The following is a 19,471-nucleotide window of genomic DNA, read 5'->3' on the forward strand; positions in this document are numbered from 1 at the left end:
GTCATGCCTTTATCGACCGCGAGCTTTACCTTCCCAAGAGCTGGACCGACGATCCTGATCGCTGCCGCAAGGCAGGGGTGCCACCCGAGCGGGCGTTCGCCGCGAAGCCGCAGATCGCACAGCGCATGCTGCAGCGCGCCTTGCAAGCAGGGCTACCTTTTGGGTGGGTAGCCGGCGACGAGGTCTACGGCAATGACCGCAGCCTGCGCGTGTGGCTGGAGCAGAACCAGCGCCCTTATGTCATGGCGATTGCCTCCAATAGTTATGTGATGCGCGAGAGCACGCGCAACCAACATGCGGCGACTGCCTCGCAGGACATCCGGGCATCGCAGTGGCGGCGCCTGTCGGCCGGCGACGGCGCCAAGGGCCCCCGTCTGTACGACTGGGCGTGGCTGCCCCTGCTCAGCTGGGGGACCACCATGCAGCGTGGGCTGCTGGTACGCCGCAGCCTGGGTGAGGCGGCTGAACTCGCCTACTACGCCGTCTACGCCCCCTTCCATACCCCGCTGCAGGTCTTGGCGCACGTGGCCGGCAGACGCTGGGCCATCGAAGAGTCGTTCGAGAACAGCAAGCAACTCGTTGGCCTCGACCAGTACGAGGTGCGCAGTTGGACCGGCTGGTATCGGCACATCACATTGGCCCTGTTGGCCCATGCCTGCCTGAGCGTCTTGCGCGCCAACGCCATCCAGCTGGACTTCAAAAAGGGGGGCGCGGCCGAAAAGGAACGCTCTTCGCTGCAGGCCTTCAAGGCACACAGGGGGTTGCTGCCGCTGACCGTCCCCGAAGTGCGGCGCCTTCTCCTGGCGCTGCTGCGCCTTCCTGCGCCACCACCTGCACACGCTCTCGCTTGGTCGTACTGGCGCCGACACCATCAGGCTCGTGCTAAAGCCTGCCACTGGCGCCGAAGGCGTCGCAAGAAACTACGACTGCAGTACTAAGGAAGGTCTGCAAAACCCAGGCGAGTACCTGTTGGGGAGTTGCCGATGTTGGACAGCATGAAAAAGTTGAGGATCTGCGCGGTGTTTTTCCTCAGCCCTCGATAGCGCACCTTCTGGTAGCTGAACTGCTGCTTGATCACGCGGAACGGGTGCTCGACTTTGGCGCGTATGCTGGCCTTCATCTTCTCCACCCGCTCGGCCACGATATGCGGTGCAATGAAGGGATTGAGCCGCCTGCGCTCGCCTCGGCGCATCGCGACATGCCAAGTGGGGCCGGCGGCCTCCTGCCGTTGGCGCACGCCCTGGTAGCCCGCATCCCCGAAGGCGACGTCTTCGTCTCCATGCGGCAGCGCCCCCGCCATGTTCAGGTCGCTGACGGTGGCCGCCGTGCCGGCCACCGTATGCACCAGCCCTGAGGGTGCATCTACTCCGGTATGCGCCTTCATGCCGAAATACCAGTTCTTTCCCTTCTTCGTCTGCTTCATCTCGGAGTCGCGCTCGCCGTCGGCATTCTGGGTCGAGCTCGGCGCTGAGATCAGGGTGGCGTCCACCGCCGTTCCGGTACGCATCATCAACCCGTTGGACTGCAGCAGGTCATTGACCACGCGCAGCATGTCCGCCGCCAAATCGTGCTGCTCCAGCAGGTGCCTGAACCTCAGAATGGTGCTCTCGTCAGGCAGCCGGGTCGTCACGCCGTCCAACTTGGCGAACTCCCTGTACAGCGGCACGTCGTGCAACGATTCTTCCATCGCCGGGTCGCTCAGGCCGAACCACTGCTGAAGGTAGTGGATGCGCAGCATCACCTCGATGGCGAACCTCGGACGCCCGGTCTTCGCCTCGGGGCAGTGCGGTTCGACAATCTGAATCAGCGCCGCCGATGACACCACGCGCTCCATCTGCTCCAAGAACTCGCGCTTGCGCGTCTTCTTGGTCAACAAGTTCAGGCCGAGTCCGAGTTGCTTCATGCGTTCATACTCGGCGGCACACTCCCATCATTCAAGTCCGCTTGGCAAAGTTTTGCAGACCCTCCTTAGAGGCCGGATATAGACCTGCAACCTCGTGCCTGCGAGCAGAACTTCATCGCCCTTGCTCAGCAGGGAGGCATCCATATAGACGAACGACGGCGCAGCTACCGGGAAGGAAAATCAACGGCATCAAGCCGCTGCCGATAAAGCCGGAGTCAGAAGAGTTTCTCGAATGGGAGGAGCAGGTCACGCGACACATCGAAGAACAGGGTGAGGTCGACCGGTCGGATGCGCAAGGCATCATGATGTGCCGGGACCGCTTGCTGCGCCGCTGCTACAGTGAGGGGAAGAGCCCGGCGGAGACGCGCGAGCTCTTGCTGGATTCGCCCGCGGATTAATGAATGATGCACCCGACAACCGGCAAGACCAATGGCGATCTTGCTTTCAGCCGCGCGACGCAGGTGGATAAAATTATGTAGATTCAAATGAACTGGGACCGCATCGAAGGGAACTGGAAACAAGCCACGGGCAGGGCCAAGGAGCAGTGGGGCAAGCTGACCGATGACGACCTTTACGCCGTCGCTGGCCGCCGGGACCACAAGATCCAGGAACGCTATGGCGTGGCCAGGGACGAAGCCGAAAGGTAGCTTGCCGAGTGGCAGCGCAAGGCGAGCGATTCGTGGTTCACGGTGGCTGTGCACACAGATCACATCGAAGCACGTTCTATTGCGCCACCTTGGCCGGAAGGAGGCGGGCGTACTCCTTCTTCACGACCGCATAGCATTCGCAAGTCCGCCGTTCGAGCCCGGCGCGGTCGACCACAGTGATGTGACCCCGTTTGTAGTTGATGAGTCCGGCTCGCTGCAAGCTGACGGCCGCCTCGGTCACCCCCTCGCGGCGCACGCCCAGCATGTTGGCGATGAGTTCCTGCGTCATGACCAGTTCGGGTTCCTGCAGGCGGTCGAGGCTGAGCAGCAGCCAACGACACAGCTGTTGGTCCAGCGAGTGGTGCCGGTTGCACACCGCCGTCTGCGCCATCTGCGTGATCAAGGCTTGCGTGTAGCGCAGTAGCAGATGCAGCACCGGACCGGAGCGGTTGAACTCATCCTTGAGCAGCTGCGCGCGCATGCGAAACCCTTGCCCAGCGCTTTGCACGACCGAACGACTGGGCGTGGTTTCCCCGCCCATGAAGAGCGAAACCCCGACGATGCCCTCGTTGCCGACGACGGCGATCTCGGCCGACGCGCCGTCTTCCAGCACGTACAGCAGCGACACGATGGAGGTGGTCGGAAAGTACACGTGCGTCATCGCGACGCCGGACTCGTACAGGACTTCGCCGAGCGGCATATTGACCGATTCAAGCGCTGGCAGCCAGCGCGCCCACTCGGCGTTGGGCAGCGCCGCGAGAAGATGGTTCTGCCGAGGATCCGGACACATTGGCATGGCAACTCCAGCAGGGGTTCGACACTTACAGGCGTTCAAAGTGGTGGCCGTGCGCGGGAGTCGACACTTCGAGTATAGGCAGACGGCGCGCACCCTGTGTCCGGCGTCGGACAGAGAGGGGCCATGGAACCGGAACACCGGCCGGGGTGGCGCAACACCAGGGAACACGCAGGCGGCCAGAGCTATTGATCGAGCTCTCCGTCGTCGATCCAGGCTTCGAGCAGCGTGTAGGCCACAGCGAGCACGACGGGTCCGACGAAGATACCCACCAGGCCGAAGGCCAGCAGCCCGCCGATGACGCCGGCAAAGATGAGCAGTAGCGGCAAGTCGGCGCCGCGTTTGATGAGCACCGGTCGGAGGAAGTTGTCCATCGTCACCACAATCACGGACCACACGAGAAGGAAGGTGCCCCAGGCCGTCTCACCGGTCCAGTAGAGCCAGATGACCGCCGGAAACAGCACTGCGGACGGTCCGACCTGCGCGATGCAGAGAAAGAGCATCGCGGCCGTGAGCAGTCCGGCCAGGGGCACGCTAGCGATCGCGAGGCCGAGGCCTCCCACCCCGGACTGCACCACCGCCGTGACCACCACACCGAGCGCGACGCCGCGGATCGCCTGTCCCGCGAGTTGCACCGCGTTCTCGCCGCGCTCTCCGGCCAGGCGGCGGCCGAAGCGCGCCGCCGTCAGAGCCGCAGCTTCGCCGCTTGCAAACATCAGCGCCGCGAGAACGAGCGTGAGCAGGAACTGCACGAACAGGATCCCGACATCGCCGGCCTGGGTGACGAACCACCTGGTCACGCTGCCGGCATACGGCGTCAATCTCGCCAGCAGCCCCTCGACACCCGAAGCAGCCACCTGCTCCCACGCCAAAGCCAGCTTCGCGCCGACATACGGCAGATCGGCAAGCCAGCCCGGCGGCGCCGGCATGCGAAAGCTGGCGATCGATTTCATCCGGGCGACGATCTCCTCCGCGTTCAGCACCAGCGTGCCGATGGCCAGCGCCAGCGGCACCATAAACACAAGCAGCAGGGTCAAGGTCATCGCCCCTACCGCAAGGGACCGGCGTCTCCAAAGCCGGCTCTGGAACCAGAGCATGACCGGCCACGTGGCGACGACGATCATCGTCGCCCAGATCGCGGCGGCCAGGAACGGTCGCAGGATCCAGAACGAGGTGACGATCAGCGCACCCAGGAAGATCACGCTCAGAAGCGTGCGGGCGAGCTCGCGTTGAGCTTGTGCCATGGTGGCCCTCCGAAGTTGCGATCATGATGCGCTGACAGCCGCCAGGCGTAGCAGCGCAGCTTCCGAGCGAACTCGCGCACGGGGATGACGCCGCATGCGCTCGGCGCGCATGCACCAGTCCTCCAACTGTTCCACAGGTGGCCACTGAGCGCTGCTGCGCTGTGCGCGGCCTGGGCCCGGGAGTTGATGAAGTGATCCGCATCGACGCCCTGTGGCTGTCGGTGCAGCCCATGGACAGGCGAACCGATGCCGACCGGCTGCTGGCCCAGATGGTCAAGGTTCTCGGCGCCGCGCAGGCCCATCACGGACACCTGTTTGCCAATGGTCGGGCCAGCCGCGTCAAGCTGCTGGTTCACGACGGCTTCGGCGTGTGGTGTGCCGCGCGCCCGCTGAACACCGGCAGCTTCGTCTGGCCGCGCAACCTGGACGCCGCGGCGACGCCACCGTTGCAGCTGATCCAGCAGCCGTTCGACGTACTGGTGGTCGGGTTGCCGTGGCAGCGCCTGGAACAGCTGCGCGTGATCTTGCGGCTGTAGCCGACTCAATGACAAGGAACGCAACGTTCTGCGCCTCGGCCTTCCGCTGGCCTGGCCTTGCCAGGTGGTGGCGCCCTGTCACAGCCCTGCTCGCCGCGGCCACCTTCGCCTTCGCCGCAACCCTGTACCAGCGGCAGACGCCCTCTCCTATCCTGCCTCCACCTACTGGTGAGACTGGTGGCGCGGCTGGCACTTCTATGAAGAGCCCGAGCCTGAGCCGAAGGAAGAGCGTCCGACGCCGGAGAAGAAGGCCGCCCCAAAGAAGGAAGCCGCCAAGCCCGACAACCGCCCGCACGAGCTCGTCCTCTTCGAGCACCTCAAGAAGAAGGTAAAGGGAGTACCGCAACACCTCCATCATCAGCCCCCGAGGTCAAACGTCCTCCGAAAAATGAAGCTCGAGGCGCAGGCATCACTGAGCTAATTGGGGTGCGGTACCGCTCACGCGCTGCGGCGCGATGAAACAGACGCTGCTTTCTCCTGGCGTCGCCGGTGCCATCGGCGAGCCAACGGGTCGAGCACTTGCCGGTCGACGTTCGGACGATAGGCGGCGCGCGGCGCCGCGGCGTCGACAAAGTGCAGGGCGCCCGTTTCGCTGCCATAGCGCGTCCTCCTGTTGGGCTGTCAGGATTCCACCATGACTCTCCGGTACCGAGCACCCAGTTCGACCACTCCGGTTTGCGCCATGAGCCAAGGGCTCGCTGGCGGCATACCCCGGCACCTGAGGCGTGCAAGAAATCGATCCATCGCCCTCCCCCACCTACCTTCCGAGTCGGGCGGTGAGTCTCCCCGCAGGGAGCCACTCGGTATCAACGGCGCCGGCTGCTGTCGTGGCCGTCGATCAACGAGGTTGTCTCGCAGAGCCCGAGACGGTCCATCTGCCGAGGCGGACGCTGTGTGCGGTAACAGACAGTCGAGCTGCGCCGACCTCTGCACACTAGGCAGTCTGACTGAGTAGCTCATCGCCATTGTTCCGCACCGGCATCGCTTGTCGCTACTTGACATTCCCGAGATGGTGTCGCCGGAACGTGGCGCCGCGCGACCACGTTGCGGTTCCCACGGTATTTGTCGCCGTTCACCGCGGTAGGGCGCGGGCTACTGACAGATCGCGTCAGCGCTCCTTGAAAGTACTGTCATGAAGATTCCCATTGAAACGAAACCGGCCCTGTGGGGCTTCTTGGGCGGTGCAGTCGCACTCGCCGTTGGTGGATTCGCCTGGGGCGGCTGGACCACCAACGCCAGGGCCGAAGCCAAGGCGCTGAGAGAGAGCAGCCAAGCCGTTGTCTTGGCTCTCGCCCCCGTGTGTGCCGACAAGTTCCAGCGCACGAGTGATGCGCCGGCCAATCTGTCTGCGCTCAGGAAGGTCGACCCATGGTCACAAGGAAGCTTCGTCGAGAAGGGCGGATGGGCGGCAGTACCGGGGACCCATTCGTCCGAGCAGGTTGCGGCCGTGGCCAAAGCGTGTGCGGTTGTGCTGATCGGGGATTGAACGAAGCTCCACCTTTGCATGGTCATTCATTCAAGTGGATCAACCGCTCTGCGAAAGGAGACGATGGTGTCCAAAGGTCGACGTGGCAACAAGGAAGCGAAGAAGCCGAAGAAGGCGGGGTCGCCGATTCAGCCCTTAGCGCCTGCCGGTGTGAACCCAATCGCGACTGGCGTGGCGCCGCCTCAGCTCAAGAAGTAGCGAGCGTTGTTGCACAGCATGGTGATCCTGCGACTCAAGCCGGTGGACCAGCAGTGCAGCTTTTGGGGAGTGGGCCGCGCCCGGCGTGCCGCGCCGAATCGGCAGGCATCGCCAGCACGGCGCCACCTCGTTTGCTCACCCGCCGGGTCGTATACGGCGAAGCACAGACACCGCTGTGCGCCCAAGACCACACGCTTTGTAAAGGGGCTGTCAGGCGACAACCGCCATCGGGCCCGATCACCACGTCAGGAGAACGGCATGGGTCAGTTTCGTAGAGGAATTTCCTTCGACGCGCAGGCAGAAGACGGCTGCGCCTACAGCGTCGTTGCGTGGGTGGAGTACATCAACACGGACGAGGGTGCGTCGGAGGGCTGCAACTGGGTGCCCAGCGGCTTCGAGTCGCTGCGCCTCGAAGACGGACGTCACGTCCGGGCAGTGGGTGATGAGCGCTATGAGATCGGCTCCTCAGGCGTGGTTCTGCACCGAAGCGCTACGGTGGACGGTTTCGGTGCGGCTCCAGCACGAGCCGGCTTGTGACTGTTGTGCCCACCGCTCCATTCTTTCATCCGGCTTCCAGTGCGCTGCGCTTCTGGGTGCTGCAGGACGATGGCCACTATATCGGCGCCACAATCTCAAAGGAAACGCTGCACTATTGCTTCCACGGGGATAGCTATGGAGAGAACGCAGTAGCGATCTACGAGGCGAACCGCCAATGCATCGACGATGCAGTGCGGCGCCGAGCTGGCGCAGGCTCACGGGAGCCAGTGATGCTGCGCGATGCGGACGTGTCCGGGCCTCCGTCTCCGCGACTGGGTGAGTGAACTCCAGTACCTTCGCCGAACGCGATGCCCAGAGATACCATCAGCAAGCGGTCGGTGTCGTGAGAAGCGGCATGTCTCGGACGGTGCTTTCAGCGCAGGGCGACGGCAGCAGTGAGTCACCGCGTTCATTCCCTGTGAAGCCCATCGAGCGGGGCATAGCCCTACTGCCGAGATGCTCTCTCGATCCCCCTACTCCTGGGATGCACCGCTAATGCAGGCCTTGCACATCGATTCACGATACGAGCGCGGTGATGAACGAGATGTGCAGCGTCATGGCTCTGCATAACATCTATCCCATCTATGTTGGCACATGGCACGCGCCGCGTCGTTAACCTCCGTTTTGTCCTCTGGGTCATGTCTGACTGGGGGTGGGGGACTGTGCATGCCGCTCACGCCTCTATCTCTGCCCCTTCCATTCTGGCTGAGTATCCAGAAACTCGGGCGGCCCGCCTGGAAAGGTGAAGGCCTTCGCAGGCCCGAACGGGTGGCCCTCCAATACGGGGAACGTTTTGGTTCCCCGCTGAAATCGAAGCGACATCGTGCGACCCAGGACGAGCCAGCTGTTCAGCTTCAACATCACTTTGAACATCACTTGATCCTGCTGCATACACGCATGGTCGCCGTGACTATTCGGAATGTATGTGCGGTGCCGTACATACGAATCGGCCGAGCACATCGGGACGCTGCAATGTGCGGTCACCGCAGTCCTGAAGGAAGTTGTCACCGTCTACACGAAGGACAGGAAGGAGCACGCCGCCCGCGGAAGCACGGAACCTGCTACAGCAGAGACCGCGGTTGCCCTCGCCATGCAACGGTTTCGTACACGGGTGGGGGCAACAGCGCGCCCAGCGCGCGGTTCGCCCTGCCGCCCGTGCTCTGCGTATGGGACCACCGGGAATGCCGCCGTGCGCCACATGGGCCGCCGCGGAACGACCTAGGAGGGAAGGCCGGGAGCGTACCTCACTTCGACTGTCGGCTCTAGCGTCGGGCAAGTCCTTCGGCGGGCGCGGACCAAGGACTCGTATACCGTGACGTACTCGCTTGCCATGATGGACGAGACAAAGCGTCGTTCGAAGACACGACGGCAAGCCCGCCGGTCGATCTCTGCAATGCGCCGCGCCGCATCAAAAGCCTGTGCTTGGCTGCCCACGGTAAACCCGGTGACGCCGTGGTCCACGACCTCCGGGACCGCGCCACATGCATAGGCGATCACCGGTGTGCCGCAAGCCATTGCCTCGATCATCACCAAGCCGAAGGGCTCCGGCCAATCGATGGGGAAGAGCAGTGCCCGTGCGTCACCGATGAACTTGTTCTTGTCGCTTTCCGTGACCTCCCCGCAGAACTCGATGAGAGGGTGGCACAGGAGCGGCCGAATGACCGTCTCGAAATACTGGCGGTCTACCACATCAATCTTCGCCGCTATCCGTAGGCGGGTGTTGCAGGCCAGGGCGATCTCGATCGCCCGGTCCACGCGCTTTTCCGGCGACATTCTGCCGACAAAGGCAAAGTAGTTCTGTGGCGTCTCGTTGAATTCGTAAAGATGTTGGGGTAAACCGTGGTGCACGGTTGCACACCAGTTCGCGTCAGGCAGGAAGACCCGCTGGGCCGCTGAGATTGCCACAACCGGATGCCCGGCGAAGTGGCGGTGCAGCGCCGCCAAGTCAGGCAGGTCAAGCCGCCCGTGATGGGTTGTCACACACGGCGTGGGGCAGCGTCGAGCCATCGGGTAGTGCGTGCAGTCGACGTGAAAGTGAATCACGTCGAACTGATTCGCACGGCGGTCGACTTCATCCAAGAGAATGGTATGCCACACCGCTGGAAGGCAAGGCTGCTGGAGATTCCGCAGGCTACGATCTGTCACTGCGACAAGCTCGGCCGAAGTGACCGAGTCGCCACTTGCGAACAGCGTCACCTCGTGGCCGCCTGCGACAAGGGCCTCCGTGAGGTAGGAGACGACTCGTTCTGTGCCGCCATAGCGTTGGGGAGGAACGCTTTCCGCAAGGGGGGCTACCTGTGCAATTCTCATGGACGGCCTCGTTCTCGCCCGGCAGCAACCACTTGGGGGTACCGACGAACGCCACTGGGTTCCAGGAAAGCGTCCTCGACTGCGGGCCCGGCGGAACGGCCAGCGTGACGCGACGTTGAGGACGGCGCTTCCAAGTGCGGCTCCTGTCCACTTTCGTGAAGCTCGGTCGGCCGGCTGCGGCCCGCGGAGGAGGTGGTCATGGACTTCCTTTTTTTTGGAGCGTGAGCAGGTTTCGCTGCGTGGCCGTCGGTGGTGTGCCTGAGGCCAAAGCGAAGGGTGCAAGTGGGAGGGGATCGATCGACCCGTAGGGGCCAGGATGGTTGGAAGCAGCACGATGGTCTGTTCGGTTCCGCACACAGAGCGTTCCCACTGCGGGCCGTTCGAGGCGAAAATGCCGCGAGCTGCTCCCCCTGTGACCAGAGCGGCGCAAACTGGCCAGTGGGTCAAGACCGCGTCGCAAGCCGGTTTGCCAGTATGTGCGGTATCGCACATACGTGCCGGCCCATTATCGGGAGGATGAAGTTCCTCTGGCGAAGCAGCAAGGAGGGTGTCCTTCGAGGCTATTGCCACAAGTTCTGTGGCGGGATTGCCGGAAGCCACCGTTCCACACCTCTTGAGCGTGCTCGGTCGAACGCAGGTCGCTCCCGCTGAGCGCGGTACGCCTATAACGTCCCTGGTTCGAGGATGCCGACAAGGCGCAGCGCGTGAAGGTATAGCGACGGCCTCCCGGTTCATATAGCTGGGCTGCGTGCTCCGCACCTCCGGCGGGGTGATTGAAAGAGGCGCCCAGTCCAAAAAACCACTATTTAGGGAATGTCCTATGCCAAATTGCAGTAACACTTCGCCCGGTCCTGCAATAGATCCAATGGATCAACGCGGTCCGACTCGCACACCGTGGGGTGTAACCGGCTGGGGACAAGCGCCCTGCCCGATCCCGCAGGCCTATGCCTACCGCTATGTTCGACTCTGACACATCGCCAAAGAATGCTCCCTGTCATGATGACAAGGACGAGCGGTCGACGGCAATCGGCACGATGGGACACAGGACGCGCCTGATGAACGGCCGCCCGAGCCCTATTGAGCAGGCGCCCGACAGTCCGAGGCCGGCCGCTATTGCCGGACAGATTCGCTCGGCGGTTGAAGTGGTTCTTCCGATCCTCACGGAAACCAAACTGGCCCGGGCGCTGCAAGAGGCTGCGAACCTACTCGATTCGGTGCACTTCCACCATGATACGGACGAGTTCAACCGAGCTCGATGTATTGCGATGCTTTGCGGCATCAGCGAGGATCTACTGAGTGGGATCACCATAGTTCAGAAGTCATAGGGCTGCAGCAGTAGTCTTAGGGCACCGACTTGCAATCGACCTCCGGGGTGCGTGGAGGGTTCGTCAGAACAATCTCAGCGGAGGACAGGACGAGCGAGCTGGCGGCCGGCCGGCAGGGTTGGCTTGCCAATCACCCAGGCTCACCTGTGAGGCGAGCTTGACCGTGTTTAAGTGCGCTGGGACACGCGGCTGCAGTAGATTGGTACCTCGACTCCTTGTATGTGTCCTGGCGCACCGACACGAGGGGGAGGATGCGAAACGATTCATGTATCGGCGCCGAACTCCGCGCCGCAAGGAATTTAAATGACTCCCCATGTCGTCTCTCGGAAGGAGTTCGTGAGTTGCACCGTTCCCTTCCAAACTACACCTTCGCCCAATGTGAATCACGACGCGTTGGTCGTGCTGAACGAGGCTCATGAGTCGGTGCTAGATCTTTTCGCCAGCTTCGATGATTTTGCATTAGCCTCAGAACGCGGCCCGCTACCACGTCAGCAGAAACAACGCCTTGCGGGAAAGATGCTGCGGGAACTGAAGCTGCTAATTCAGATCGAGGACGAAGTTTTCTATCCTGCCGTGCGAGGAGTTATCGGGAATGATGCCCTCATGAACGTACTTGAGGTGGAACACCAGTGGGCGATGCAGGCCATCGTGCAAATTAGTACGATGGACCCTGATGATGAAAAGTACGTCGCACACATCGATGTCCTGGGCAGGAGCGTCCGCCGCCACATCGAACAGGAACGGGCAGTTGTGTTCTGTTGGGTACGAGAGAGCACTCTAAACACCGAGGACCTCGGGAGGAGGATGGTTTCAATGAAGGCGGCGTTGCTCTTCAACGATAAGACGATCCCACACTTCGACCGCTACTGTCCGCATTCGGCTCTCGCATGGCGTGGCGCGTAGCCGGTATGCCGGGTTTTATTAGTCGGCTATCTGGCAAGGAAAGCACAAGCAGTGCCGCCACCCTGCAGCGCTGAACGTCCGATCAGCCAGATGCGGACCATCTCTGTGGCAGCAGCTTATCGATGCGATTGGCATGCTGGGTCGGCAGCCGCTCCATAGATGCGGCCCCCCGCCACCGCGCTCGACCGCTCATACCGCGACAGCGCCGACACCGCGACAGCGCCGACCATTGACGATCGTTCCTGGAACGGGGGAGGGACAGCATGCCTCCGGCAAATCGCCGCGCCCCCGAGTGCAGCCGGTCAATGACGGGCGCTCGGTGGATCACCCGACGCAATGGGATCGATACGGCCACACCGTCCGGCCCTTTCACCGGCAGCAAGGTGGCATTGCCCCGGCCATCCAGCGTGGGCGAGGCAGTGCCGGAGGCGCCCGGCTGGCGCCCGGCTTGAACTGGGCCGGAACGTCGACGCGGCCACCAAGGGGATCGCGCGAGTTGCCACATACTGCAGCGGTTACAGCAGTCGGACTGCGCCTCCATGGTCACCGGTGCAGAAACCACGGATCGCCGACAGGTCGCCAGCAAGGCGTAGCGCGCGCCGGCTGCGAGGCACGGTGTCGTAGGACGAGGACGGGGGGAAGTTCACCAGGGACACCGCCAAGTCCGACCATGCCAGGACCCGCGTCAGCGTGACTTCACCGTGCCGTCATCCCTGGACAGCACAATCTCCACCCGTCGGTTCATTTGACGCCCGGCAGCCGTCGAGTTTGTCGACGTGGGGTAGGCTTCGCCGTGCCCCTGGATCTGGAGCCGATCCGCCAACACGCCATGCACGACGAGCGCATCGCGCACGGTGGCGGCGCGCCGCTGAGACAGGTGAAGGTTGACTGCCTTACTGCCCTGGCTGTCGGTGAAGGCTTCGATCAGAGCCGTGCGCGTTGGATGAAGCTTGAAGAAGTCCACCAGCTTGGCCATGTCTCGAATACCGCCAGAGCGCAGTTCAGCGCTGTTCGAGTCGAACAGCACATCAGCGAGAGTGATGACGTTGCCGCGATCCGTCTGCTTGGCGTTCAGGTCCCTGAGCTGCATCTCCAAGTCGTTCACCCGCGTCTTGTCCTGCTCGGCGCCCGCTCTGGCCACCGCCAGCTGAACACTCTTGTCCTGTGTGCTCTGACGGGCAGCGGCGACGTCGCCGCGCGCCTTGTCACTCTCAGCGCGCGCCTTCTCGGCTTCGGTACCGCTCTTGGCTGCAGCCGCCGCCTTCTCCCAGGTCTTCGTGCCAACCGCCTCACGCGCAATCGCCACGCGCTGCTGTGCCAAGTAGACCAGGTGGTCGACGGTTTCCGGCTCCTCCCGTTGCGTCCACGCCGTGTCGGCTGTCCTCAAAGCCTCCTCGGCCTGCGCCATCTCGACTACCGCAAGCTGCGCGGCCTGCGGGTCGCTTTGCAGTGCCCTATAAGTCGTGTGAGCGCGATCAAGGGCTGGGTCGGGCTCTGCCGTGGTGCTGCAGCTCGCCAAGGCTGTGGCGACTGCCGCGGTGATCAGCGTGCTGCTAAAGCGCAGCGCGCCGCGTGTCTTTGTCGATTGCGTCCTCATTGGGTACCTCCCGCGCCCACTCGGCGGGCTTTGCGTTCCAGGTCTTCCTGCACTGTGCGGGCATCGGCCCGTGCTTCGTCGGCGGCCTTGCTGGCCTTTGCCGCTTGCGTCTTCCCAATCGCCAGTTGTGCATCGGTCTGCGCCTGTTCGGCGAGATGCAAAGCCTCGGTGTAATCCTTGTCGACCATGGCCCTCTGGGCGTTGGTCAGCTTGTCGTTCGCAAGCCGTAGCTCCGTCGGCGCATACGCTTGGGCACCGGCCGCATGGGCCGCGTCGACCGCGCCCTTGGCGACAGTCATCTGCACCGTAGGCGGCGGAATCGACCCGCAGCCCGAGGCGGCAAGGGCAACAGTGCATGCCACGGCAGTAGCGCCCTGCAAGATTGAAAAGCGGGAGGTCATTGAAGAATCCTCGTCAGGATGGGTGGACGGGCGCCGCGACAAGAGCTTGTCGGTCCGGGCGTGGTGGACTGCATCTGCGCCCGCGAGGCATTTGCAGCTCAGCGCGCGTTGTGAGTCTGGCGCGGCCGATACGTGGAGCATGAGTCTTGCGCCGGCATGTGTCTGTCTGCCACCGCACAGAGCCGAGCTTCCCGTACCGAAACACCAATGGAGGATGCGTGCACCGCTTGGTCTGAACGCGGACTGCCGCGAAGCGCGAGGCACCAACGAAAGCCGACCTCTTCTATGCGGCGGGAACAACGTGCCCTGCTCAGCGGTCCTGACCCTGGACCTGCAGCACGGGCCGCAATGGAGGATATCGCTGCTCCTGACGAAGACCGCCTGTCGGTGGAGGGTCTCGGACGCACTGACACGGGGAGGGCGGCCCTGGCGCTCGTGTTTGCTCCCATGCTCCTAGGAACATTCCTCGGACGTCCTCTCGGACTTCCTGCCGGATCAGCGTCCCCGCTGCCCTCATCTCAGCAGCGCCTCTCGGCCCGCCGTGTTCGAGCGGCCGACGACGGACTTCATGCGCTCGCAAGCAGCACCGCACAGGCCTTGGCAATCGCAGAGACGCGCTCCGCCGAGTTGTTTCCGGGCACTGCGGCCCAGCCCCCTCGCTCAAGGAAGTCGCCTTGCGACCAGGAATCGATCTTCTTCAGGGCCGCTGTGTTAACGGCCACGTCCACCGTTTGCTGGAACTTGTCCACGCACACGGGCGCGAGCGCGGCAACTACCGCGTCGTCGGCCCTTGTCGATGCCAAGGTTTCGGCCTTACCCTCGGTCGTCCAACCACCCCAAGTGAATCCGAGAACCGCCATGGCCATGGCACCGGCTACGCCGCCCCAGAGGGCCGGCTTCGTTTCTACGGGGATGTTCATGGCAGTTTTTCAAAATAAATTGAAGGGCAGCAACGGACGCCCAGTTGGCGCAGTGGTTCACTGCGTTCTCTCCCGGTAAAGCACATCGAGCTGCTGCTCGAGCATCTCGACGAGAAGGCAATTCTCCATGTACTTTTCCTGGTTGCCCGCCGAACGCCAGGTCTCGCTGTCAACGGTGGCTTTTACGATCTTGTCCTTGAGCACTGCAACTTCGTGTTGAAGCGACATACAACCTCCTAGAAGGATCTGACTACCTCGATCTTCCTACTCCATGGAGTGACCGTCCGTACGGTACCGCACTCTGCGGTTCACTACGTATTAGGGCACGTGCGGCGTCGGCAGAGCCGAGAGGCAAACGATCAAGTCAGGCCGACGCTTCTCGGTAGCAGCTACAGGCCCGCCTGAGCAGGATACGCCGGCTCAGCACCGAGATCGAACCGCGGTGATAGGTGATGGAACCACACGCTTGGAGTGCGGTCGCTGCCTGCGTGATGCTGACTCTCCGAGCGCCGAGAATGCGGGCCAACCACTCATGCGTGAGCTCGATGTGGTTGTCGCCTGCGCAGTCGACCGTGCGCGACAGGAGGGTTGCCAGGCGCGCTTCGACACGGTGAAAGTGCGCACAGCCAACGGCTTGCGCATGCCGGGTGAGGCAAGCGTGAATCTGGAGACGCAGCTTCGCGTGCAACACGGGGCTATGCCGCAGCTCCTCGCGCAATGCTGAGATCGACAATTGCCACGCCGTCCCACTGCGCCGCACCTTCGCTCCGAGAGGAGCCGCATCCAGGCCGAGGATCACAGTCGCGCCGTGCATGCCAGAGTTACCCACCATCTCCAACTCGAGGTCCTGTCGCCCGGCGGCAGCAGCGGCCAGGGAGATGACAACCCCCGTCGGGAAAAGAATGCGTTTGTAGCGGTCGCCCGCTCGCTCGAGGACGTCCCCAAACTCCAGCGTGATGCGCTCCGCGCCGGCGAGCAGCCGGCGGCGCTCGTCCCCAGGTAACTGCTCGATCATGAAATTCGTGTCGTTCACGATGCCGATCCGTAATCCTTTCTCCGCTGGGTCGATGCTGCCCGTCATCGGAGACCGCCCGGATGCAGAACACGCCGGAGGCAGATTGATAGTGTCCGATCGCATCGATGGTGTCAGTGCGGTGGACCTCCCCCGCCGCGGCGCACCTCGCCAATCGCCACGTCTGCGCGCCGCACGCTACTGCAAAGCAACCCCGCGCGGCACTTGATCAGGCTTGCGCACGGTAAATGTGCGACAGCGAACAGACACACGACCGACGGACCACGAAGATCCGGGCCTGCAGAGACGCTGACCGCTGTCGCTTCCTGCAAGACCTTTTCACACCGCAGATCGCTGATGGAGAAGCGATGAGCAACTCAATCCGACCACCCCTGCCACGCGAGCTCGAAGGACCCGCAGGTGCGGCCGACATAGATCCGTTGAGCACCGACGCTTCAGTTGAGCGTCGCAGTACGGAATTGTCCCGGTTAGACGATTCGCCGCTGTGCCACTGGGAGGAACAAATGGCCACAGGTGTACGAAGTGCGGCCCAGACCATCGACAGTTATGTTCACGTCTATCCGCGGGGTGCACTGGCGGCCTCCGCCGCCATCGACATCGCCCTCCTGGTGTCGCGAGGCTGATGTGTCAATGGACTCTGCGATGCATAACTGTCCCGCGATGACTGTCGCTACGGCGTTCCATCGTGTGTGCCCGGAGGATGCCCGGGTACGACGTCACGGCCCGGAAGGTCGCGCCGAGTCGCCCTGTATAAAACACTCGCTGAAAGGTGAACGCCATGAACAGAATTCGAGAACGCAAGACTGCGGTCCCTCCCTCAATACTAGATCCCGAGGACCGATTCACGTCGGAAGGCGGCGCCCTTGATCGGCGCACCGAAGCTCCACGCGAGCGGCCCCCGCCGCTCGTTGCACCGAGCCGACACCCCCTCGGCAATGACGATGGCCATCCCGTGATGAGAGCCACTGCGACAACAAACCAACCGCGTCCATATCAGTTGGAGCTGATGAGCACAATGGGCGTCGATTTTCTCGAGGGCGCCTACCAGCACGGCCAGCGGCGCTTTTTGCGTCTGGAGGATGCACTGAACCATGCCGAACTGTTGCGGCGCTACAGGCGCAAAGGGAGTTCATGACCTGACTTGGCATGCAAGTCAAACAGGACGCCCCCACACCGCAGGTCGTTCCTGAAGCAGGCGTTCAGCAGCTCCAGTCCTGTGCTCCAGCTGCTCTTGCAGTACACGCCGGCGCTCATCACGTGGATGACGCAAATCTCCGTGTGTAATCGGCATCACTCGCTGGACCCACAGCTGTGTCGTTGGCTGCTGCTGAGCCTCGACCGCCTGCAGGAACCCGAACTGGTCATGACGCAGGAACTCATCGCCAACATGCTGGGCGTGCGCCGCGAGGGGGTAACCGAGGCCGCCGTCAGCTTGCAGCGAGCCGGACTCATCGACTACAAACGGGGTCACATCACTGTGGTCGACCGCGCCGGGCTCGAACGGCGGACTTGCGAATGCTATGCGGTCGTGAAGAAGGAGTACGACCGCCTCCTTCCAGCCAAGGTGGCGCAATAGAACGTGCTTCGATGTGATCTGTGTGCACTACCACCGTGAACCACGAATCGCTCGTCTTGCGCTGCCACTCGGCAAGCTGCCTTTCGTCTACTACCGGGTGGCGCTTGGGGCGGTGGTCCTCCTCTTGCTGATGTCTGGAGTGTTGCAGCCGCGGTGAGCGCATGGTGCAGTGGTTTCCTCGTCCCTCCCAGTCTGCCATCCGGCTGCCGAGCGGTTTCGGGCCCTGTCGGAGAACCGAATCCAGGGGTTCCAGTCCTTTTTTTCGTCGACAACGGAGGTTCTTCATGAACTCGTCGCTTCACAACCTGCGCTCCACGTATGGCGCTGGCATTTCGATCGAGCAGCGCAACCAGGTGCTGCGCAACACCTACTGGCTGCTGGCCCTGTCCATGGTGCCGACCGTCCTCGGCGCTTGGCTCGGCGTGGCGACCGGCATTGCAGCGGCGATGTCGCCGATGGTGAGCATGATCGTGTTCCTCGGGGGCGCCTTCGCCTTCATGTTCACGATTGACAAGACCAAACACTCCTCCGCGGGTGTCCCGGTGCTGCTGGCCTTCACGTTGTTCATGGGTATGATGCTGTCGCGTCTGGTCGGTGCCGTGCTCGGCTTGGCCAACGGGGCGAGCTTGATCATGATCGCCTTTGCCGGCACCGGAGCGATCTTCCTGGGCATGGCAACGCTATCCAGCATCATCAAGCGCGACCTGACGTCGATGGGAAAGTGGCTGTTCGTCGGCGCCATCATGCTGTTGGTCGCTGGTATCGCGAACATCTTCATCCAGTCCAGCGCGCTCATGATCACGCTTTCGCTTCTGGCCATCGGCATCTTCTCGGCCTTCATCCTGCATGACCTGAAGCGCGTTCAGGACGGTTATGAGACCAACTACATCTCCGCCACGCTGGGCGTCTACCTGAGCATCTACAACGTCTTTCAGTCGCTCCTGGCCCTGTTCGGCCTCACGTCCGGCCGGGACGAGTGATCTGCGAACGAGCTGCGCTGCATCCGCCTCCTTTGCCGCAGACTCCGCAGCCCTGAGCGGAGTTCGCCAAACTCAAGTCCTCTTCGGCGCCGCCCGAGCCCATCACGGATACCTGTTTGCCAATGCTCCGGCCAGCCGCGTCAAGCTGCTGGTCCATGACGGCTTCGGCGTGTGGTGCGCGACCCGCCGGCTGAACGTCGGCAGCTTCGTCTGGCCACGGGAGCACAACGGCACGGCCACACCACTGCAGCTGACGCAGCAGCAGTTCGACGCGCTGGTGGTCGGGTTGCCGTGGCAGCGCCTGGAGCAGTTGCGCGTGATCTCACGGCTGTAGACATCCCAACAGCAAGGGATCGTTGCAACGGATTGCGGGGCACTTACAGCCCCGCGCGCAATTGCCTTCCATGGTCGACGTCCATCAGCTCAAGCTCGAGGAACTGCGGGGCCTGGACGCCGATGCGGTGTCCCCCCTAGCGGCGCATACGCTGGAGCGTCTGGGAGTGATGAGCGCCGAGCACGCCAGCCAGCTTGCCGAGCGCGATGCGCTGATCAAGTACAAGGACGCCAAGCTGCAGAAGGTGACCTTCGAGTTGGCGCGGGCTGAAGGCGTGGAAGTTCGGCGCCAAGACCGAGGTGATGAACGCCGAGCAGCGCCGGCTGTTCGAGGAGACCGTGGTCGGGGACGAGGCGGACCCGCCGGCGCAACTCGATGCGTTGCAGACTTCGTCCGCTCCTGAAGCACTGGGCGCTGACCGCAAGCGCCGCCCCCGCCGGCTACCCCTGCTCGAGCACCTTCACCGCGTCGAGCACGATCACGAGCCCGAAGACACGAATTGTCCGACACCGGGCTGCGGGCGGCCGATTGTGCGCATCGGCGACGACGTTAGCGAGCGGCTGGACGTCGTGCCGGCCCAGTTCTTCGCGCACCGGCACGTGCGCGGCAAGTGGGCTTGCAAGTGCAGCCAGATCCTCGTGCTGCAACCACTGGAGCCGCAAATCATCGAGAAGGGGATGCCGGCCCCGGCATGCTCGCGCACACACTGTCAGCCGCTTCGTTGACCACCTGCCGTACTACCGGCAGC

General features: G+C 63.1%; 21 protein-coding genes and 2 pseudogenes. 14 read left to right on the plus strand and 9 right to left on the minus strand.

The genetic code is table 11. The features are described 5' to 3' along the window. Positions 1-770, plus strand: a pseudogene (locus tag OOT46_RS25385) (IS701 family transposase); the annotation flags it as partial. 164 nt (positions 771-934) lie between these two features. Here the strand turns inward: OOT46_RS25385 and OOT46_RS25390 are convergent. After that, on the minus strand, positions 935-1,903 hold the full coding sequence (locus tag OOT46_RS25390) for an IS5 family transposase (RefSeq protein ID WP_265406418.1): 969 nt from the start codon (positions 1,901-1,903) through the stop codon (positions 935-937). Between the two features lie 485 nt (positions 1,904-2,388). On the opposite strand from OOT46_RS25390, the gene OOT46_RS25395 reads away from it, so the two are divergent. Next, positions 2,389-2,550: a CsbD family protein gene (locus OOT46_RS25395; RefSeq protein ID WP_265406419.1), complete on the plus strand. Its 162-nt coding sequence runs from the start codon at positions 2,389-2,391 to the stop codon at positions 2,548-2,550. A gap of 76 nt (positions 2,551-2,626) precedes the next feature. On the opposite strand, the gene OOT46_RS25400 is transcribed toward OOT46_RS25395, so the two are convergent. Beyond that, positions 2,627-3,346: a Crp/Fnr family transcriptional regulator gene (locus OOT46_RS25400; protein WP_265406420.1), complete on the minus strand. Its 720-nt coding sequence runs from the start codon at positions 3,344-3,346 to the stop codon at positions 2,627-2,629. 182 nt (positions 3,347-3,528) lie between these two features. Next, the gene (gene ydiK / locus OOT46_RS25405) at positions 3,529-4,587 is read right to left on the minus strand and encodes an AI-2E family transporter YdiK (RefSeq protein ID WP_265406421.1); all 1,059 of its coding nucleotides are present in this window, start codon (positions 4,585-4,587) and stop codon (positions 3,529-3,531) included. A gap of 191 nt (positions 4,588-4,778) precedes the next feature. Between ydiK and tnpB (OOT46_RS25410) the strand changes: the two genes are divergently transcribed. The 4 genes from tnpB (OOT46_RS25410) (at position 4,779) to OOT46_RS25425 (ending at position 7,628) form a co-directional block, all read left to right on the plus strand. Further along, entirely contained in the window at positions 4,779-5,123 is a 345-nt protein-coding gene (gene tnpB / locus OOT46_RS25410) for an IS66 family insertion sequence element accessory protein TnpB (RefSeq protein ID WP_265406422.1), read from the plus strand. Positions 5,124-6,255: 1,132 nt separating this feature from the next. Further along, positions 6,256-6,609: a hypothetical protein gene (locus OOT46_RS25415; RefSeq protein WP_265406423.1), complete on the plus strand. Its 354-nt coding sequence runs from the start codon at positions 6,256-6,258 to the stop codon at positions 6,607-6,609. A 456-nt stretch (positions 6,610-7,065) separates the two neighbouring features. After that, entirely contained in the window at positions 7,066-7,344 is a 279-nt protein-coding gene (locus tag OOT46_RS25420; RefSeq protein ID WP_265406424.1) for a hypothetical protein, read from the plus strand. A gap of 5 nt (positions 7,345-7,349) precedes the next feature. Next, on the plus strand, positions 7,350-7,628 hold the full coding sequence (locus OOT46_RS25425) for a DUF1488 family protein (RefSeq protein ID WP_265406472.1): 279 nt from the start codon (positions 7,350-7,352) through the stop codon (positions 7,626-7,628). Positions 7,629-8,562: 934 nt separating this feature from the next. On the opposite strand, the gene OOT46_RS25430 is transcribed toward OOT46_RS25425, so the two are convergent. Next, positions 8,563-9,654 (minus strand): glycosyltransferase family 4 protein, encoded by a 1,092-nt coding sequence (locus tag OOT46_RS25430; RefSeq protein ID WP_265406425.1) that lies wholly within the window; start codon positions 9,652-9,654, stop codon positions 8,563-8,565. A 956-nt stretch (positions 9,655-10,610) separates the two neighbouring features. On the opposite strand from OOT46_RS25430, the gene OOT46_RS25435 reads away from it, so the two are divergent. Further along, on the plus strand, positions 10,611-10,979 hold the full coding sequence (locus OOT46_RS25435) for a hypothetical protein (RefSeq protein ID WP_265406426.1): 369 nt from the start codon (positions 10,611-10,613) through the stop codon (positions 10,977-10,979). A 303-nt stretch (positions 10,980-11,282) separates the two neighbouring features. After that, positions 11,283-11,882, plus strand: coding sequence for a hemerythrin domain-containing protein (locus tag OOT46_RS25440; protein WP_265406427.1), 600 nt, complete (start codon positions 11,283-11,285; stop codon positions 11,880-11,882). A 685-nt stretch (positions 11,883-12,567) separates the two neighbouring features. Here the strand turns inward: OOT46_RS25440 and OOT46_RS25445 are convergent. The 5 genes from OOT46_RS25445 to OOT46_RS25465 form a co-directional block, all read right to left on the minus strand. Further along, a complete protein-coding gene (locus OOT46_RS25445; protein ID WP_265406428.1) occupies positions 12,568-13,479 on the minus strand; it encodes an OmpA family protein in 912 nt (303 codons plus the stop codon). Next, positions 13,476-13,778 (minus strand): DUF4398 domain-containing protein, encoded by a 303-nt coding sequence (locus tag OOT46_RS25450; RefSeq protein WP_265406429.1) that lies wholly within the window; start codon positions 13,776-13,778, stop codon positions 13,476-13,478. The genes OOT46_RS25445 and OOT46_RS25450 overlap by 4 nt, the downstream gene beginning before the upstream one ends. A 668-nt stretch (positions 13,779-14,446) precedes the next feature. Further along, complete coding sequence (locus tag OOT46_RS25455) at positions 14,447-14,800, minus strand: hypothetical protein (protein ID WP_265406430.1); 354 nt, start codon at positions 14,798-14,800, stop codon at positions 14,447-14,449. A gap of 57 nt (positions 14,801-14,857) precedes the next feature. Continuing rightward, on the minus strand, positions 14,858-15,028 hold the full coding sequence (locus tag OOT46_RS25460) for a hypothetical protein (protein WP_265406431.1): 171 nt from the start codon (positions 15,026-15,028) through the stop codon (positions 14,858-14,860). Between the two features lie 136 nt (positions 15,029-15,164). After that, entirely contained in the window at positions 15,165-15,881 is a 717-nt protein-coding gene (locus OOT46_RS25465; protein WP_265406432.1) for a Crp/Fnr family transcriptional regulator, read from the minus strand. 730 nt (positions 15,882-16,611) lie between these two features. Between OOT46_RS25465 and OOT46_RS25470 the strand changes: the two genes are divergently transcribed. The 6 genes and pseudogenes from OOT46_RS25470 (at position 16,612) to OOT46_RS25495 (ending at position 19,448) form a co-directional block, all read left to right on the plus strand. After that, a complete protein-coding gene (locus OOT46_RS25470) occupies positions 16,612-16,968 on the plus strand; it encodes a hypothetical protein (RefSeq protein ID WP_265406433.1) in 357 nt (118 codons plus the stop codon). A gap of 69 nt (positions 16,969-17,037) precedes the next feature. Then, positions 17,038-17,409, plus strand: a pseudogene (locus OOT46_RS25475) (Crp/Fnr family transcriptional regulator); the annotation flags it as partial. Positions 17,410-17,693: 284 nt separating this feature from the next. Next, complete coding sequence (locus OOT46_RS25480) at positions 17,694-18,389, plus strand: Bax inhibitor-1 family protein (RefSeq protein ID WP_265406434.1); 696 nt, start codon at positions 17,694-17,696, stop codon at positions 18,387-18,389. Between the two features lie 52 nt (positions 18,390-18,441). After that, positions 18,442-18,723, plus strand: coding sequence for an IS66 family insertion sequence element accessory protein TnpB (gene tnpB, locus OOT46_RS25485; RefSeq protein WP_265406473.1), 282 nt, complete (start codon positions 18,442-18,444; stop codon positions 18,721-18,723). A 70-nt stretch (positions 18,724-18,793) separates the two neighbouring features. Continuing rightward, positions 18,794-19,126, plus strand: coding sequence for a hypothetical protein (locus OOT46_RS25490; protein WP_265406435.1), 333 nt, complete (start codon positions 18,794-18,796; stop codon positions 19,124-19,126). Next, complete coding sequence (locus tag OOT46_RS25495) at positions 19,026-19,448, plus strand: IS66 family transposase zinc-finger binding domain-containing protein (protein ID WP_265406436.1); 423 nt, start codon at positions 19,026-19,028, stop codon at positions 19,446-19,448. Before OOT46_RS25490 ends, OOT46_RS25495 begins: the two co-directional genes overlap by 101 nt. Positions 19,449-19,471 lie beyond the last annotated feature (23 nt).

It is taken from the genome of Aquabacterium sp. A7-Y (assembly GCF_026153205.1).
In the GTDB taxonomy this organism is placed as follows: domain Bacteria; phylum Pseudomonadota; class Gammaproteobacteria; order Burkholderiales; family Burkholderiaceae_C; genus Caldimonas.